This window comes from Vibrio sp. QJM3NY_35 (assembly GCF_057785915.1).
Genome location: NZ_CM173508.1, coordinates 145,167 through 163,293, shown reverse-complemented (window position 1 = coordinate 163,293; position 18,127 = coordinate 145,167). Strand labels below are relative to the sequence as shown.

At 45.0% G+C, this 18,127-nt stretch carries 11 protein-coding genes and 3 pseudogenes; 8 read left to right on the top strand and 6 right to left on the bottom strand.

Going from position 1 to position 18,127, the window contains the following annotated elements; all coding sequences use genetic code 11:
- The first annotated feature begins 46 nt into the window (after window positions 1-46).
- Window positions 47-1,084 carry a DMT family transporter gene (locus tag AC3CH3_RS16175; RefSeq protein ID WP_474356689.1) on the top strand — a complete coding sequence of 346 codons (1,038 nt, stop codon included), beginning with the start codon at window positions 47-49 and terminating at the stop codon, window positions 1,082-1,084.
- A 42-nt stretch (window positions 1,085-1,126) separates the two neighbouring features.
- On the opposite strand, the gene AC3CH3_RS16170 is transcribed toward AC3CH3_RS16175, so the two are convergent.
- Entirely contained in the window at window positions 1,127-4,150 is a 3,024-nt protein-coding gene (locus AC3CH3_RS16170) for an HD domain-containing phosphohydrolase (protein ID WP_488538666.1), read from the bottom strand.
- Between the two features lie 346 nt (window positions 4,151-4,496).
- Between AC3CH3_RS16170 and AC3CH3_RS16165 the strand changes: the two genes are divergently transcribed.
- The 4 genes from AC3CH3_RS16165 (at window position 4,497) to AC3CH3_RS16150 (ending at window position 8,080) form a co-directional block, all read left to right on the top strand.
- Complete coding sequence (locus tag AC3CH3_RS16165; protein ID WP_488538665.1) at window positions 4,497-5,243, top strand: PHP domain-containing protein; 747 nt, start codon at window positions 4,497-4,499, stop codon at window positions 5,241-5,243.
- Window positions 5,244-5,387: 144 nt separating this feature from the next.
- A complete protein-coding gene (locus AC3CH3_RS16160; protein WP_017059534.1) occupies window positions 5,388-5,783 on the top strand; it encodes a cytochrome b562 in 396 nt (131 codons plus the stop codon).
- 300 nt (window positions 5,784-6,083) lie between these two features.
- The gene (locus tag AC3CH3_RS16155; RefSeq protein ID WP_019825747.1) at window positions 6,084-6,434 is read left to right on the top strand and encodes a hypothetical protein; all 351 of its coding nucleotides are present in this window, start codon (window positions 6,084-6,086) and stop codon (window positions 6,432-6,434) included.
- A 110-nt stretch (window positions 6,435-6,544) separates the two neighbouring features.
- A complete protein-coding gene (locus AC3CH3_RS16150; RefSeq protein WP_488538664.1) occupies window positions 6,545-8,080 on the top strand; it encodes a PepSY-associated TM helix domain-containing protein in 1,536 nt (511 codons plus the stop codon).
- Window positions 8,081-8,163: 83 nt separating this feature from the next.
- Here AC3CH3_RS16150 and AC3CH3_RS16145 read toward each other — a convergent pair whose 3' ends face one another.
- Window positions 8,164-9,096, bottom strand: a complete 933-nt coding sequence (locus tag AC3CH3_RS16145; protein ID WP_488538663.1) for a LysR family transcriptional regulator — start codon at window positions 9,094-9,096, stop codon at window positions 8,164-8,166.
- A gap of 488 nt (window positions 9,097-9,584) precedes the next feature.
- Here AC3CH3_RS16145 and AC3CH3_RS16140 point away from each other — a divergent pair, with 488 nt between their 5' ends.
- The 3 genes and pseudogenes from AC3CH3_RS16140 to AC3CH3_RS16130 all read left to right on the top strand — a co-directional run.
- Window positions 9,585-10,778: a glycine C-acetyltransferase gene (locus AC3CH3_RS16140; RefSeq protein WP_019825749.1), complete on the top strand. Its 1,194-nt coding sequence runs from the start codon at window positions 9,585-9,587 to the stop codon at window positions 10,776-10,778.
- Window positions 10,779-10,888: 110 nt separating this feature from the next.
- A complete protein-coding gene (gene tdh, locus AC3CH3_RS16135; RefSeq protein ID WP_488538662.1) occupies window positions 10,889-11,920 on the top strand; it encodes an L-threonine 3-dehydrogenase in 1,032 nt (343 codons plus the stop codon).
- Between the two features lie 343 nt (window positions 11,921-12,263).
- A pseudogene (locus tag AC3CH3_RS16130) lies at window positions 12,264-13,013 on the top strand (IS110 family RNA-guided transposase); the annotation flags it as partial.
- A 33-nt stretch (window positions 13,014-13,046) separates the two neighbouring features.
- On the opposite strand, the pseudogene AC3CH3_RS16125 reads toward AC3CH3_RS16130, so the two are convergent.
- From AC3CH3_RS16125 to uxaC, 4 genes and pseudogenes are all read right to left on the bottom strand, one after another.
- Window positions 13,047-13,241: pseudogene (locus AC3CH3_RS16125) on the bottom strand (transposase domain-containing protein); the annotation flags it as partial.
- 2 nt (window positions 13,242-13,243) lie between these two features.
- Window positions 13,244-13,996, bottom strand: a pseudogene (tnpC, locus tag AC3CH3_RS16120) (IS66 family transposase); the annotation flags it as partial.
- 114 nt (window positions 13,997-14,110) lie between these two features.
- The gene (locus AC3CH3_RS16115; RefSeq protein ID WP_065677441.1) at window positions 14,111-16,150 is read right to left on the bottom strand and encodes a heparinase II/III domain-containing protein; all 2,040 of its coding nucleotides are present in this window, start codon (window positions 16,148-16,150) and stop codon (window positions 14,111-14,113) included.
- Window positions 16,147-17,589, bottom strand: coding sequence for a glucuronate isomerase (uxaC, locus tag AC3CH3_RS16110; RefSeq protein ID WP_488538661.1), 1,443 nt, complete (start codon window positions 17,587-17,589; stop codon window positions 16,147-16,149). Before uxaC ends, AC3CH3_RS16115 begins: the two co-directional genes overlap by 4 nt.
- Window positions 17,590-18,127 lie beyond the last annotated feature (538 nt).

The following is an 18,127-nucleotide window of genomic DNA, read 5'->3' as shown; positions in this document are numbered from 1 at the left end:
TCATCACGTCACGCTTCTAAAATAGGTGTCATAGGAGGTGATAATTATGTCTGATATTACCAAGGCGACGACTTTCATGTTGTTGTCGACGTTCAGTTTGTCTTTGAGTGGCTTGATGGCCAAGTATCTATCTGAAGTGATGCCAATCTCGTTACTCAGTTTTGTGCGTTTTTTGTTACCCAGTCTGTTCTTATTCTTATTCTTGATGTTCTACAAAATAACGAAACCTTCACTCGATATGTGGAAACCTTTAGTGATGCGGGCGATCTTTATGGTGGCGTGTCAGTGGTGTTTCCTTACTTCACTACAAACCTTAACGCTGGTTGAAGGTGTGGTGTTATTCAGTACGGGGCCTCTGTTTATTCCATTGTTAGAAAAATTAATATTCGGAACCAAGATTCATACAACGACTATCGCATGTTTAGCAATTACATTCTTCGGCGTAGTGATGATGGCAGGGGATTGGTCGCAGTTTGAGTTTGGTTCGGAGTTCTTTAGACCTGCACTATTGCTTGGACTTCTAGCGGGTGTGTTTAATTCTGGCTCGCAAGTGAGTCTGTACCGAGCATCTAAAACCAGCCTGACACCAGCAGAGCTTAACGCATGGACCTTTTTAGTCGCAGCAATACTCGTTATACCTATGCTCGTGTTTACTTCTGTTTCTGCTGTACCAGATATACTTAAGGGGGACAGTGTGTATGGAGCTTTAACGACTTTGCTGTCGTTTGATGGCTTGCGTTGGATTGGACTTGGTGCATTTGGACTCGCACTGTTTACCATCAATACTCAAATTTTCCGCTCCAAGGCTTATAAGCTTGCAGATAGCGGTTCCCAGTTGGCACCACTGATTTTTACTAACATGCTGTTTAGCGCCTTATGGCAGGGTTTGTTCTTTGATGATGTGTTTTCTACTCAGCAGATGATTGGCATTAACCTGATTGTTGTGGCGAGCATTACCAACACGCTATTAGCGAAGAGACACAGCAAAGCAAAAGCCAAGCAAACACCGCGAGTCACAGTGGCTGTAGCGACGGTAGCCACTGTAGTGGACGTTGCGGTGCTGGATTCTGCGGCTAAAAGCTAATCATTGATCTTATAGCCTAAAGACTAAATGGTTAGCTCAAACTTAAAATAATGAGCGTATGTACTCTTTTACTCGGTCGATGTGTTCGTGCGGGTCAATCTCGCAACGCTGTTTAGTCTCTAGGAATCGCTCAGCGTATTTGTCGTAGATTTTGTTTTCTAAGAACAGCAAATACAGCTTGGGATCGATATGACCGCTGGTGGCCATGTCGGTCATGATGTTGAGTGATTCGCTTAGGAGTTTGCCTTTCTTATACGGGCGATCACTAGAGGTGAGCGCTTCAAAGACATCAGCAATGGCCATCGCTCTGGACGGTAGAGGTAATTGGTCTTCGCTTAAGCCTCTAGGGTAGCCCTTGCCGTCGATACGCTCGTGGTGTCCGCTGGCGATATCCGGAATATTCTGGAGGTAAGACGGATAAGGCAGCTTGTTAAGCATGGTGAAGGTTTGAATAATATGATCGTTGATCATGAAACGTTCTTCATCGTTTAACGTGCCACGACGAACTTTCAAGTTGTGCAGTTCACCTTGGTTGTATTTGACTTCTCCTGGCTTAAGCACAAACGCTTCTTGCCATACATCAGCAGGGCTAAAGCCATTGTCCCACGGTATTTTATGCTCAGGCTTATCGGCAAGTAGCGGTTCCATCACCGGTAGTATTTGGTCTTTTCTTGCTGGCTCAGCTTCACTCTTCTCTGTCGTGTCTTGTTGTTCATTAAACCTCTCTTTTTCAGACCATGATAGCCCCAATTGATCATCCAGCGTGCGTTTCCATTGGCGCTTGGCTATTCGGTCTAAGCGTTCTAGTTGTTCGTCCGTCATCGACTCTCCACCAAGGTTGCACTCAGCAACGAAGGCAAATTCTTCATCCAATTCTGACAAGCTTTGTTCGAGGACCTTAAGCTGATCCTCTTGAAGCGCTCCGTTCGCTATGGCTTTCCAGTAGTCGGTTACCGCTTGTTGCTTTAACAGCTCGAAGCGCATGCGAACTTCGTGGATTCGGTCATAAATCGTTTCCAGTTTTGTTGCTTTGTCCACCACATATTCAGGTGTGGTGACTTTACCGCAGTCATGTAGCCAAGCGGCGAGCATTAACTCTTCCCACTGTTTACTATCCAATGAGAATTGCGGGTAATAACGGTCATCATCAATGGTTGCTTGAGTCAGCCATTTGGTCAGTTCAGGCACTCGTTGGCAGTGCGCGCCCGTGTAAGGTGATTTGGTATCAATAGCTGATGCAATCAACTCGATAAGGGCATTAAGCATGTCTTTCTGTTGCTGCATTTGGTCAATGTTATCTTTGGCTATCTCCGCAAAGCTGAGCAGTTCTCGTAAGAAGGCGTGCTTGTCTGACTGCATCTTAGTAATCGGTCTTTCATAGCCAATTGCGACGATACCCACCAACAACTTCTCACGGTTTAATAGTGGAAACAGGTACAGATCTGAATTGAAGATCGAATCTTGGTAATAGTTGAGAACATTGTCTTCTCGGTTTAAGTGGATGGTTTCTCCAGATTTAAGTTGGCACAGCAACCAAGGTGTGTGCTTGATGAAGTCATTGATGTCGGCCTTAAAGGGAAGAATGGCGAGGTTCGCGGCCGTATCAAACACATCTTTCTCTTTTGATTGAGTGAAGAGGACGATGGTTTCTGCTTTGGTAATTAAATAGCTTTGATGAGCAATATTTTTGGCTAAGATCGAAAATTCCTGATTACCTGCCGTGTCTCGAAGTAGCGTAATAAGATCATGAAGTGTGTGTTCCATCAGCTCAATTGAGTGGGCGAGGTTAGCCACTTCTTGAATCATGCTTTTGGGATAATGAGTTCGCCTGAAGTCAAATCGTGCGATGTTGTCGGTGAGTTGCATCAGGGTATTGAGAGGCTGAGACAGTCTATTAGCAACAAACCATACGATAGCGAAGCAGATGAACAACATCCCAATCGCGACAGCGACTTGCTTGTCACGCATCGAGATAAGATCAGAGAGCAACTCATTGTGTGGCGTAGCCTCTGCCAAATATAAAGTGACATTCTGAGTGAGCTCAACAGGCGTTAGCGTCAATGCCCAAGTGTTTAAGTTGTACTCAACGTTTTTTAGGTTGAGGTTTAATTTCTCTTCGTCGGAGATAAGTGGTGCTATGACGGATGCTTTCAATGCTTCCATCTGTTCACGTTTGGGCACATAAAAGAAGCTTTGGTCTTGCTCACTGCCCGAGAGTTTCCCCGTCGTTTGGTTATTCGTTTTCTCAGTTTTACTTGTGTCGTTAGGCTGGGAGGTAAGCTTGGGAATCGATAGATCAAGTTGATGTTGGCCGAGAAGATTGAAATGTTGATCGAACAGAGCGAGTCGGGTTTGTGGAGAGTAGGCCAATTCACTGATCTGGGAAGAGAGAGATTTCAACGTGAAGTCGGCACCAACGACATGCTTGCCATCCAAAGAACGTCTAGAAAGCGTGATGCCATTGGTTTGCAGGAAATAGAACAGGTAGGGCTCAGAGAGTTGTATTGAGCCGTCAGGCTTTGCGTTACGAAACCAAGGTCGAGTCGTGGGGTTGAACTTACTCTCGGCTTGTCGGGTACTGATCACTTGGTGTGCGCCATCGAGAAAGGTAATAAAGTTTTCACCATCTAGATTGGTGCTGCTGACCATCATGGTCGCTTTGGCGGGAGCGTTGTTATCGGCTCTCTGTTTATTGGTGCTCAATGGACGAAAGATTCTAAAGTCACCATCTTCAGAACCATAAAATAGAGCGACCAAATTGGTGTTTTGCTTGAAGATGATATCGACTGAAGCAAGCCAAGAGTCTTTTTCGACAGCGGAAGTTTGATGAGCAACAAACGGGCTCACCGCCATTACATTTAAGGTTGTTATGACCGGGGCAATGGCTTGTTTAAATACTGATTCCAGCTTTTCGCGGTGCTCATTACTGATCTCGCGCACTGTACCTAACAGCAGCTCTTGAGAGTGCCGATAACTTATCGAAATCAATACCGCACCGACAAGTGTTGTCAAAATTAGGAAAAGGCTAGTGATGTGGATACTCAGCGGATATCGTCTTCTTCTCATCTAACACTCCAGTTTGTAGACTGGTTTAAGTATTGACGAACTTGGGTAGGTTGCAAAAAATTGGCGTAATTACCGAGTGTGTACGGTTCGACTTAGATAAGACCAAGCGTTGGCTGGTTCGGTTAGCCACGTATACCCGTGTCGTGTAAATGAACCAGTAATAAACCTTTATGTTTGGGTTCTAATTGTCACTTTCAGCGGATAAACTGGTCGAATTGTTGCCATTAAGCATTCCTTTTCAGAAGCACTCCTTTTCAGAAAAAGGTGCGGGCACTCCTTTCCAGAAAGAGACTCAGAGTTACTTTCTGAAAAACGTTTTTTGACCAAGCGAAGAGAGCATTGATTCATGGAACTCAAAGTAGATACCCACACCCACACATACGCAAGTGGCCATGCTTACAGCACGCTGATCGAAAACGCCAAATCGGCGAAGCAAAACGGTTTAGCCATCTTTTGTACTACTGACCATTCAGAATCCATGCCGGGCGCTCCACACTATTGGTTTTTCAGCAATCAGCGTGTGCTCCCTCGTTTTATTGAAGATGTCGCAATTATTCGAGGTGTCGAGTCAAACATCATGAACACACAGGGTGAAATCGACATTCATCCGAGTGTGGATAAGAATCTAGATTGGGTGATTGCCAGCTTCCACGAGCCCGTTTTTCGCCCATCGGATGTCGCTACCCATACAGAGGCTCTCGTGAATGTGATTAAGGGCGGTCGAATTGATGCGCTTGGTCACTTAGGTAATCCTAATTTTGATTTCGATTTTGAAGCCGTTATTCAATGTGCGGTTGAGAACAACGTGGCGATTGAGATCAACAACACCACACTCAAAGGCAATAGCCGAGTTGGCAGTGTTGACCGCTGCTATGAGATTGCAAGAATAGCGAAAGCAAAAGGTGCATTTATTACAACAGGCAGCGATGCGCATTTCTGTTTAGATGTCGGTGGCTTAGACTTAGTCGCAGCATTGTTAGATGAAGTGGGCGTAGATTCGAGTAAAGTGATTACCCATTCGCCAAAGCAATTCCTAGCCTTTTTAGCCTTGCGTGGTCGTAATGAAATCCCAGAATATTCAGATCTTGTTTAAGAGAATGTCGGCGGGTTTGCATTTCGACACAATCAATTTTTGTGCCTGACAGATTTTTGTATACACTAGCCGAAAATAATAAAGTCGAAGTGCCACAGTAATGATGGCTCTAACTTCAAAGACACTGCTTCACTTGGAGAAACAATGAAAACTCGCTCAATCCTTTTATCTGGCTTAATTGCTGCGTCAGTATTGTCTGGTAACGCATTTGCCAATGTAGACCTTAAGAAAAACATGCAAGAAATGAAGCTTGCGTTCAAACAAGCGGCAGAAGCTCAAAGTATTGAAGAGATGCAAAAGCCTATTGTTCGTTTAGATACGCTAGTGGCAGAGCTGAAAACGGGTGTTTACCCAGTCGAGAAAGAAGACAACTTCATGGAAGGCTTCAAAAAGATCAGTGCATCACTGGATAGCATTGAACAGAAGCTAGACCAAGGTGACTTAGCATCGGCACAGCAAGAACTTCGTACTATTGACGGCCTTCGTGAAGAGTACCATGAGAAGCGTAACCCAAGCATCTGGAGCAAGATCTTCGGTTAATTTGTTAATCATGAGTTTGCTAGATAGGTAACAAAGAGCAAATCTCAAGATTCGATTTCTAAAACGCCGCCTTACATTCCCCTCTTTCGAGGACGGTGTAAGGCGGCGTTTTTTATTGTCTCTTTTATTGAAAGCCTGATGCAAAGTGTTGAATAATAATTTCTTAGCTTTAGTGTTGTAACCAGTATTTAACGAAAAAGAGTGTGCGTTAGCTTCAATTTTTTAACTTGCTGTTAATCTTTACGTTTACCTAGATTCCAAGTCGCTCATAATAAGGGAAATTTATAAAGACTTGGAATAATGCGCCGAACCTCGTTCAACTTCTCCATGTTACTTGCAACAGCATTAAGCTGGGCGCTAGTGACATTAATGCCTGTTATCAATGCTCATGGTAATAGTGCGGGAGTATGGGCGTCGTTATGTACGGTCAATGGCTTTGAATTGGTTCAAATCGAAGAAGGTGAACCTAATACTCACAAAGGAAAGCCGTGTCCGTTTAGCCATTTTTCCACGTTTCACCAAGATGAACTCCCCACTACACTACTGACAACTCGACTGAGTTCTATTGTCTCCGACAGCTACGCTTTTTTGGCTCTAAGCGAACGCTACACGAGGCAAGCCCCACGCGGCCCTCCCTTTGATATTGCTTAAACCTAACCCACTAAAATAATTAAAAATAAAGTATTAAGTAAAGTTAAACATGCTCAGATTACTTTCTGATTTTTCAGAAGGTATGTTTGCGTGTGTCAAAGGAAATAATAATGTTGAGAAATGAATCTCAAACCCCTGCGAAAGCACAAGTAACTTCGCAGTCTAAAAGCAGTGCAACAACCGGTTCGAAAACCAGTATAAAAAGCAAAGACCACAATAAAACTCTCTACTTCCTCTCATGGCGCTGGCACTTCTATGCTGGGCTATTTGTTATCCCGTTTATGTTAATGCTGAGCATTACAGGTTTGGTGATGCTGTTTGATAATGAAATCGAATTGACTTTCCACCACGAAGCCCTAGAGATTGTTGCATCGGGCGAGCCGATTAAAGTGTCACAACAGTTAGCTGCAGTACAACTTCAATACCCACAAGGTTCGGTTACCCAGTTTGTTCCGAGCAAAGCTCCTGATCTGGCTAACCGCTTTTCGGTAGCACTTGTAGACGGCACATCGGTCTTCGCCACGGTAAATCAATATACGGGCGAAGTGGTCGGAGAGATTCCGCGTAGCGACAGCCTGTACCAACTCGCGAATGACATTCACGGCACTTTGTTGATTGGTGATTGGGGTGATTATCTAATTGAAGTCGCAATAAGCTTGTCTATTCTGTTGCTCATCAGTGGTATTTACTTATGGTTACCGAGAGATAACGCGAGCCGCGCTGGTTTTCTTAAGCTTCGATTTGGTTCAGGAACGCGTATTTTAATGCGTGATCTGCATGCGAATATTGGTGGTACGTTATCGCTTATTCTGTTGTTGTTTATTCTGTCTGGATTGGCATGGACAGGTTTTTGGGGCGGTAAGCTTGTTCAAGCATGGAGCACTTTCCCTGCTCAAATGTGGGACGATATTCCATTGTCTGATAAGACGCATGCTTCCCTCAACCATGGCTCAGAAGAAGAGCTCCCTTGGAACTTGGAGCACACACCGCTGCCTTTGTCTCAAGATAAGCCAGCAGAACACGTTCATCATGTGGAAAAGGCGACGGAACCTCATGATCAATCTAAGATGGGTGAAGATCACTCTCAACATGTGTTGTCAGCAAGCAGTTTTGACATTGATGACGTTACTGAAAAAGCATATTCACTTGGCTTTACGCAATACAAGGTGAACTTCCCGCGTTCAGAAACGGGTGTTTACACGGTCACAGCCAACACCATGGGCGGTGACATCATCGATCCAACGCAGGATCGTACCACGCACCTCGACCAATATTCTGGTCGTATTCTTGGTGAGGTGACATGGCAAGATTATAACTTCATTGCTAAGACGTTAGCGGTGGGTATTTCATTGCACCAAGGTGACATCAGCATCATCAACAAGCTTCTAAATGCTTTGTTTTGCTTGGCGTTCATTGTTGTGTCTGTGACTGGCGCTGTGATGTGGTGGATGCGCAGACCTTCAGGTCAAAGAAAGCTTGGTACGCCACCGAAGTTCGGTGATGCAGGGCTTTGGAAGACAGGTTTAGTGACCGTGATAGTTATTTCAGTCATATTTCCGCTTGCGGGGGCGACGATCGTGACAGCAATGCTATTGGATTGGTTGTTGTTTTCACGCGTTGAGAAACTGAAGATGGTGTTAAGCTAATCAATATCTAAACAGATCCTCTCAGTTTGAGAGGATCTGTATCATTCACACAATGCTTGCAGCGTTATGTACTTCTTTCAGTATCAGTTTATTTCTCCTGCCAGCTTGTCACCTAAGTGCTCCATCGCGTAATCAATGAAAACACGTAGGCGAGCAGGCATGTACTTGGTTTGAGCGAACTGCATCGCGATCGCGCCGTGGTAATTACTCTTAATCGTCCAATCTTCTAATACTTGCACCACAGAGCCTTCAGCCAACGCATCTTGAATAACAAAGTCGTGGAAAATACCTACGCCAAGGCCTTCTTTCACACCTTTGAGTCGCATCTGAGAGTGGTTTATCGCGTAACGACCACTGACGGATACCGTGTGAAATTCATCGTCTTTTAGGAAGTCCCAAATGTGGTCTTTGTCCGTCTCTGCAAGATACAAACAGTCATGCTCCGAAAGGTCGGTAGGGTGGTTAGGAACCCCTTTGGATTTCAGATAGTCGGGGCTCGCACATAACACGAGGTTTGTTTTTCCAAGCTCTTTCAAAACCAAGCTTTCGTCGGGCTTATCGGTAAGTCGAAACGCAATGTCGATGCCTTGGCGCAATATGTCGATGTCGCCATCAGCTGCTCTTAATTTAAGTTGTATCTCGGGGTACTGGTTTAAGAATGGAACAACGAAAGGCTGTAGAACCGAGTTCAAGAAGGCTTCTGGTGCTGCTACCGTTATAGAACCCGCAGGTTCTGTGTGGTCAGAGGTAGACAGTTCAACCGCTTGCTGCGCGGCATTAATCATGACCACGCTTTGGTCATAAACCAGTTGGCCTGCTTGCGTGATGATCAAAGTACGAGTCGTGCGTTCAAACAGCTTCACTGAGAGCGCTTTTTCTAGACGTGTGATCAATTTACTCAACGCTGAAGGTGTAACGCCTAGCTGCTTTGCTGCGGCGGTAAAGCTACCCTCATTCACAACTAAGATAAACGAGGCGAGATCGGGAAGTAGGGCGATGAGTTTTGGGTTTATCATAAGTATCCAGTTAGGTTAGTTTTAACGACGAACTTAATAGTGATTGTGAGCGATTGACCTTAATTTGTGAATCAATTTCATTAATTGCTTAGCGTGATTGCTCTGATAGATTGATGTGTTTGAAGATTATCTGTATAGCGGCGTTGCTGGTGCTCATTATGAGATAAGCCGGTTTTGATCGCTATATCGTTTTGATATTAAAAATTGAGATTTGATATGAAAGTAAAACTAGACGGAAATTGAAGCTAATCTGACGTTTAAAAGAGCAACTGAAGGGCGTTAATGTGCCCTGTGTCACTGGGATGAATAATGATTAATGCCTGTGATTCATTAATGTTTTTCCAACTAAAGGGATAATCGGATCGGGGATGTTCAACTAGAATATAGGCATAAGTTTTACAGTGTAAATGATCGTGTTGAGATCGTTTACATCCCTACATAAAGCGGCGCGCGATGCTGCTAAATAATAACTAGGAAGGAATGAGACAATGTCTTCTGCATTTTACCAACAGATTCAAACTCAAATCGAAGAAGTTAAAGAAGAAGGTCTTTACAAGTCTGAGCGTATTATTACTTCTGCACAAAAAGCAGCGGTTTCTATCTCGACTGGTGAAGAAGTACTAAACTTCTGTGCAAACAACTACTTAGGTCTTGCTAACCACCCAGCTCTTATCGAAGCGGCTAAAGATGGCATGGATCAGCACGGTTTTGGTATGGCTTCAGTACGTTTCATCTGTGGTACTCAAGATTCTCACAAAGAACTAGAGCAAAAGCTGTCTACGTTCCTAGGTAAAGAAGACACTATCCTTTACACATCTTGTTTTGATGCTAACGCTGGCTTATTCGAAACGATTCTAGGTAAAGAAGACGCAATCATCTCTGACGCACTAAACCACGCATCTATCATCGATGGCGTTCGTCTTTGTAAAGCAATGCGCTTCCGTTACTCGAACAACAACATGGAAGAGCTAGAGCAGCAACTTATCGCTGCTAAAGAAGCTGGCGCTCGTCACACACTAATCGTAACTGATGGCGTGTTCTCTATGGACGGCGTAGTGGCTAACCTTCCTGCTATCTGTGACCTTGCAGACAAGTACGACGCACTAGTGATGGTTGATGACTCTCATGCTGTCGGCTTCATGGGCAAAAACGGCGCGGGTACTCACGAGTTCCACAACGTTGTAGACCGTATCGATATCATCACTGGTACACTTGGTAAAGCAATGGGTGGCGCTTCAGGCGGTTACACTTCTGGTAAGAAGGAAGTGATCGACTGGCTACGTCAACGCTCTCGTCCATACCTTTTCTCTAACTCTGTTGCACCAGCAATCGTATCTGCGTCTATTCGCGTTCTAGACCTTCTTGCGGAATCTGGCGACCTACGTACTCAACTATGGGATAACTCTGCTCACTTCCGTACTCGCATGGAAGAAGCTGGCTTCACTATGGGCGGTGCAGATCACGCAATCATCCCAATCATGCTTGGTGATGCAAAAGTAGCGGCTGAATTCGCAGAACGCGCACTAGAGAAAGGCATCTACGTTGTAGGTTTCTCTTTCCCTGTAGTACCAAAAGGTCAAGCTCGTATCCGTACGCAAATGTCTGCTGCACACTCTCGTGAGCAACTAGACCGCGCAATCGATGCGTTCATTCAAGTTGGTAAAGACATGGGTATCATCTAATTTTAAAGGGATGCCACGAGCATCCTTTAATTAGATAGAGCAACACCCAGTAGAATATATAGATTTTTGATTCTCGCCTTACAGTTAGGCGAGATGAACTAGGTAACATTATGAAAATTAAAGCACTTTCTAAGCTTAAGCCTGAAGAAGGCATTTGGATGACCGAGGTTGAAAAACCTGAAATGGGTCATAATGATCTTCTTATCCGTATTAAGAAAACCGCAATTTGTGGTACTGACGTACATATCTACAACTGGGATGAGTGGTCACAAAACACAATCCCAGTACCTATGGTAGTAGGTCACGAATACGTAGGTGAAGTTGTTGGTATTGGCCAAGAAGTTCGTGGTTTTGAAATCGGCGACCGTGTATCTGGCGAAGGTCACATCACATGTGGTCACTGTCGTAACTGTCGTGGCGGCCGTACTCACCTTTGTCGTAACACAACAGGTGTTGGTGTAAACCGCACTGGTGCGTTCTCTGAGTTCCTTGTGATCCCTGCGTTCAACGCATTTAAGATCCCGGCAGAAATCTCTGATGATCTAGCATCAATCTTTGACCCGTTTGGTAACGCAGTACACACAGCGCTTTCTTTCGACCTAGTAGGCGAAGACGTGCTAATTACTGGTGCTGGCCCAATCGGTATCATGGCTGCAGCGGTTGCTAAGCACGTAGGTGCTCGTCATGTTGTAATCACTGATGTAAACGAATACCGCCTAGATCTTGCTAAGAAAATGGGTGTGACTCGCGCAGTAAACGTGATGGAAGAGAAGCTTGAAGACGTAATGTCAGAGCTTGGCATGACTGAAGGCTTCGATGTAGGACTAGAAATGTCTGGTAACCCATCAGCGTTCAACAGCATGCTGACTAACATGAACCACGGCGGTAAGATCTCTCTACTAGGTATTCCACCATCAGACATGGCAGTAGATTGGAACCAAGTTATCTTTAAAGGCTTAGTTATCAAAGGTATCTACGGTCGTGAGATGTTCGAAACTTGGTACAAGATGGCTTCACTAATCCAATCTGGCCTAGATTTGACGCCAATTATCACGCATCACTTCAAGGTTGATGACTTCCAAGCAGGCTTCGACGCTATGCGTAGCGGGCTTTCTGGCAAAGTTATCCTTGATTGGGAATAAGTGAAAATCTAAAAAGGTTTGACGTTTTATTAATGGTGGCTTTACTGGGTACGACCACAGTGAAATGGCAGATATAGCCCCATTTAACCCTCAAAAAAGCCCCAATTTAGCCCCAAAACTCGATGGAATCGCCCCATTAAATTTTTGGGGCTTTTTTATGTGTTTTATTATTTAATTTCAGATGTTTATAAGATTTTCTTGAACGTATCCGCTTTCAATGAAGTGGGCTGCCTAAATTTCATCTTCACAGGTAACTGCCCGCTCTGTTAACTCACTAATTCGATGGTATGCCCCACACCGACGCTAAAATTAGCTATGTCGTAGTAGATTTAGAGGTGCCATCATGTCCGCTATAACAGTTATTGGTATATATCTCGGGAAGTCGGTTTTCCATCTCATTGGTCATGACCATTCTGGCCGCGAAATTTACCGACACAAATTGAGCCGAGTTTAGCTCGTTCAATTCATCTCCCAACAAGAAACGACAACCATAGCAATGGAAGCCTGTTGTGGTGCACATTGGCTAGCTCGAAGATGCCAAGAATATGGTCATAATGTTAAGCTGATACCAGCACAGTATGTAAAGCCATTCGTTAAGAGCCACAAGAATGACTTCATTGATGCTGACGCTGCTACGAGACCTAATATGAGATTTGTTTCTGCTAAGAGTGAACAAGCTCAAATTAGTACGGTTATTTGGAGAATCAGAACGGGATATATTCGCGAAAGAACCTCATGCATGAATAGAATTGGTTCTATCTTGCTAGAGTTTGGCATCAGCTTTCCTCGTGACCATGCCAATATGAAAAAGTTGTTCCAGTGGCTAGAAGATAAAGATGCAGTAATCCCACCTCTGCTCATTCTAGAACTTCGCGATCAACTGGATTATTACAACCAATCAAATGAAAAAATTACAGCTCAAGACCAAAAGTTAATCGAACTTAATAAAGAAAACGAGCTGTATGCTTTGCTTCAAACAATACCAGTTGTAGGCCCGATGACAGCTTCGTGTTGTTTGTCTTCTGTAGGTGATCCAAAAGACTTTGCCAATGGGCGAAAATTTGCTGCATGTATAGGGTTAGTGCCGTTTCAATGTATCCGCCACATGAACCCACGGGGCGACTTGTCAGTGTTTGAAGTTCCAAGGTAGGAGTGCGTCGATATCAGGCTCAGCTTTCGCTAATTCTTTCATGCACTTGACCATGTTGTCGTAGAGGATAAGGCCGTTGGCTTTCGCGGTCTCGATGATGCTGTAAAGCATCGCGCTCGCATCAGCACCGTTTGTTGTGTTGGAGAATAGTCAATTTTTCCTACCAATGATCACTGCCCGAGCGTGTATTTTATCGCTTTGGCTAATGGGCTAGAGCCTATCACCTTCTGGGTTGTCTCCATTGGTACAGCTCATCCAGTATCCGCTTGGCATACGCTTGACGCTCTGCTTTTCGTTCTTCGACAGGCACTCCTTTTAAGCGTGATTCTATCCCGTAGAGTTTTTGGATTTTAGCTAGCGCTTTATCGACCTTGCCCGATTTACCTTTCCCTTGAAGCTTCTTCGCGTCCATGAACTTGCGACGAGCATGCGCTAAGCCCCCCCCCCCACACATTGGTAACTTGATGAAGTCCATCATAAGCCGCGTAACCATCGGTTTGTAGATAACCGCTGTAGTCACCTAAAAAGTCCACGGGACACGCCCTCGCGCAACTGTTTTGATAGTCGTACAAGGCGATATTTTTCACATTTGGCAGTGCCGCTTCGGACGAGTCAACTCCTGAGCAGTAGAGCCACATATAACACTTCTTCTCTTCTTTGAGCACATTGAGCGGCGTTTCATCCGCTTGAACCACCACCAGCTGAAGTAGGTGCTCTTTCAAAGCGACATACAGTGGGGCGAACTTCTCGCTGGCTTGGATGACCCACCTTGCCATCGTGGTGCGTGATAACTCGATACCGGACTGGGTAAACAACGATTCTTGGCGATAAAGCGGCATCGCGTATTGGTATTTACCAAGAATGATGTTGGCCAGCAAGCTTTCTGTAGCGAAGCTTTTAGGGATGAGACTCTGAGGGGATGGCTCCACCTAGATGTAATTAAAAGTCAGAGTAGAGGTTATGTGTATTGGTGACAAATAGTTAACTGAGGATACCGAGAAAAATATAGCCAGCTCTTGGTGAAAGAGCTGGCCTTATCGTTATTCGTTGAGTGCCAGATTGTCGCTTTCAGGCTGCCAACTTTGAGTCCGCAAAGAATGCGAATACAAATTGTAGGTGATGGTGGTTTTGTTGCCATCTTGGTTGATACTGAATGTGATTTCGGTGTCGCTCCAAGAGATATCTTCAAGCAGGAGAACTGCATTTTGCGATAGGTCGTGAAGTACCATGGTGTTTAGCATGGTCGCATTGGAGCGAACCAGGGTATACGCGAGATTCGATGTTGCTGGGTTATCTGGCGCTTCACCAATCAAGACATCACACGGCGAACTGAATACCATCTTCTGGCTAAATGGCGTTTGTCCTTCAATGGCGTAGCGATGGGAGTGCGCTGAAACCGAACTCAACTGATGTGTATTGGTCATTCGGTTGAGTGCGCCTGGCAACGGGTTAGCGCAAACCTCAAAGCTGTCCGTTTCGGTATGTTCACCGCGAATATGGTAGGTCAAATCCAACTGTTGCTGATGCGGATTGGCTATCAGGTTTGCTTCTACATACGCTTCGCCAACACAGAACAAGATACGCCTGAACATGACGTTCTGATATGACTGGCTATCCCACTGCTCGATGGTGTGGCTATCGACTTCTGCTGCTGGTTGATTCCAATCGGCAAGCGTATCTATGACTTTGCAAATTGGAGAGTCAGAGAAGTGAAGTAACGTTGGATCGATTGGCGATTGGTTCTGCTGATTCACAACAAGGGTGTTGTGCGTGGCGGTATTCTTGTAATAGCCATAGTGCAGCTCTGCGCCATACCCGGTGGTACCGATATCGGGCAGTATCTCTTTGCCATTACGAACAATGATCAAGCCTAATCGATCGTAGTGATCGTGTTCGCCACCATAAGGACTATGCTTAACAAGCAGAGAATGGTCATTGCTTTGGTCGTAATGAATCGTCACGCCCGCCTGAGCGGTGTGGATAGATTGACATTGCAGTGGCGCAGCCTTTGGAAGTTCATCCACACCGTAAAGTAGAGCATCGATGTTATCTCTTGAGATATTTTGATAGATGCTAGTAAGAACACTCGCAAACTCATCACAAGGGTACTGCGCGTAGGCAAACTCAAACAGGTGTGAGTGAGCAATGCGCTCTTGGCCGGCAATACAGTCATTGAGACGCGGGAAGTCGCCCGTATTAAGTACCAAGTTTAGTGGAAACTTGAGCATCTTAACAAAGTTAGAGTTGGAGCTCACGGAATGAGGCGTTGAGTAGGCGATTTTTTCAAAGTTTAACAGCGCTTGTAAGGCGTAGTAGTGATAGTGAATTGAGCCCTCAAACCACATTCCCTCTTCTGAGCAGCCGTGGTTAAGTTGATAGTGGATACCGTAGTTAGTATTCAGAGCAAAATCGATGTAGCGGCTCTCTTCGAGGATCAACCCAATCACACCAATGGTGGCGTTGATTTTCATTTCATGGTTGTGTAGCTGGTCAGTTCGGTATTCCATCAAAAACTCAGCCCCTTCACGAAGTAGGCGCTGCTCGATGTATGACTGCTCGTCTAGTGACAGTTGCTCATGAATGAAGTCATAACCGCGAGCAAGATCCAAGTGGCAGTTTGCCTCACATAAAGTCTGTGCATTCGCTTTGCCAGGACCGTTGTAGGGGATGCCACCATGAACTTCGTAGTCCGGATAGTATTTAGCGGATTGAAGCAAGATGTCTTTAACCTTATCGAAGAAACGTTGTTCTCCAGTCAGTTTCCAAAGCAAGCCAAGATCGTAGCACGCTTTTGCATTCAGGCCATTTAGCCATCGCCACCAGGCGCCATCATATGGTTCACCCGTGAACGCTTTACCGTCAACTGAGCAGCAGTGCGAGAGTGGCTTTTCACGATCCCACGTTAGGCGAACGCCATGCTCAGGGCAAAAGTAATACAGGTTCCAGGTCGCACGACCGTCGGGCGGAACCAAGGTATCGTTATTGAGCACAACATGATTGTCTTCTATGAGTTGGGCGATAGTTTGCTCAGAAGCGCGCTGTTTGATGGATTGAATTTGTTGTTCGCTAAACTGGATCATTGAGCATCCCCTGTGAGTCTGGATTGAGGAAAATTAAAGTAGCGCTCTGCATTGTAATAACAGATGTTTTCTATGGTGTCTTTCAGTAGCGCTTCACTATTTGGAAGCTCTCCATTTTCGACCCAAGCGGCGAGTTGATTACAAAGTACACGGCGGAAATATTCGTGGCGACTCATCGAAAATACGTTGCGAGAGTCGGTCAACATACCTATGAACCGGCCTAGCGCACCTAAGTTCTTTAATGTGGTGAGCTGGGCTTCCATGCCGTCTTTGTGGTCGTTAAACCACCATGCGGCGCCAAATTGGATTTTTCCAGCGGCGGAGTCACTGTCTTGAAAAGCACCGGCAATGCAACTGAGTAGTGCATTGTGATTCGGATTGATGCTGTAAAGCACCGTTTTTGGTAGCTGGTTGGTTAAATCTAATTGACTGAGAAGCTGGGTTAGATTTTCGGCAATAAGGCGATCATTCATCACGCTAAATCCGGTGCCACCGCCAAGCTCCTGTTTTCTGCGTTCGTTAACGTTAATCAATACACCAATGTGGAGTTGCATTGCCCAGCCACGGCTATGGTAGTGCTGACCTAACTGGTTGAACAGAAAAGAGCTAAGTTGTTTGCTTTCGATATCTTTAAGCACTTTCCCTGTTAGCAGCTTTTCAAATAGTTGATGAGCGGAATTATGCGAGCAAGGTGCAAAATGCACTTGAGTGAGTCCAAGATCGGATAGTCGGCAGCCAGCGTTATGGAATGCTTCGATTCGCTTTGAAATCGCGTTGAGAAAGTCATTGATGGATGCAATATGCAAAGAGGTCATCGTGTTTAATGTATCAATCATCATGCGAAAAGCACTTGGCGATCCAAACGCAAATAGATCGTCTGCTCTGAATGTAGGGAGCACCTCAACGTCAAAGTCGGACTCGGCAATCAGTTTGTGATAGTGAAGATCGGAGAGCGGTGAATCTGTAGTGCAAAGCGTAGTGACATGACACTGCTTCAACACACTCTGAGTTGTGAGTCTAGATGTGGCAAGCTCGGCTTCACAGTGTGACCAAATGGCATCGCAATTGTCCGAGTTTAATAATAGTGAGCAGTTGAAGAAACGCTCCAGCTCTAGGTGAGACCACTGATAAAGCGGGTTGCCGAGAAGATAAGGGGCGGTTTGACACCATTTCTCGAACTTTTTCTTGTCGTGCGCATCGCCGGTTATATAGTGTTCTTCAATTCCATTGCTGCGCATCGCTCGCCATAAATAGTGATCACTATGCAGCCAGCATTCAGCGATGTTACTCGCGCGATGGTTTTCCCAAATCTGTTTCGCATCTAGGTGATTGTGATAATCAATTATCGGCATAGCTTTGGCGTAGTCATGGAACAAGCGGCGAGCCAAATCTGAGGTTAAAAGAAAATCGTCGTGAATGTATTGGTTCATGGGTTTCATCTCGAAATACTTTGAAAACTCAACGGTGTTAGCGGTGACGAGTGGATTGCTAAACGCAAAATAGGGGCTGGTGGCCAGCCCCTTGTCATTACGCTAACTTTGAGTCTGTAGGTCCACTACTTTGGTATCCTTGGCGCTTTTTAACAGTAAAGCACCAACAGTGAGTACCACGCCGCCACAGAACAAAAATGCCATAAACTTACCTCTAAAATAAAAATTGCTTCGATGAAAATAAAACGATGGTTCATTATTGCACTTGTAGCGTCGCGATTACCAACGAACTGTGGGTTTTTGTGATGAATGAAACGGTTTTTCATTTTTTATGGTGCGTGTGGTTTTTTCTTGTTGGGTTGTTCAGCCCTTATCTTGTCTACGCTTATGTGCTTATTAAGTCAGAGTTGGCTCGCTACTCATCCAATAGTAAACGCACACTGTGCCTTATCTTACTTGGTGATATATACAATAAAGGGTGAGTCATGGGTTAATAAATGAGTTACCTACAACCATATAAGAAACGGTTGATCTTGCCTGTTGCGCA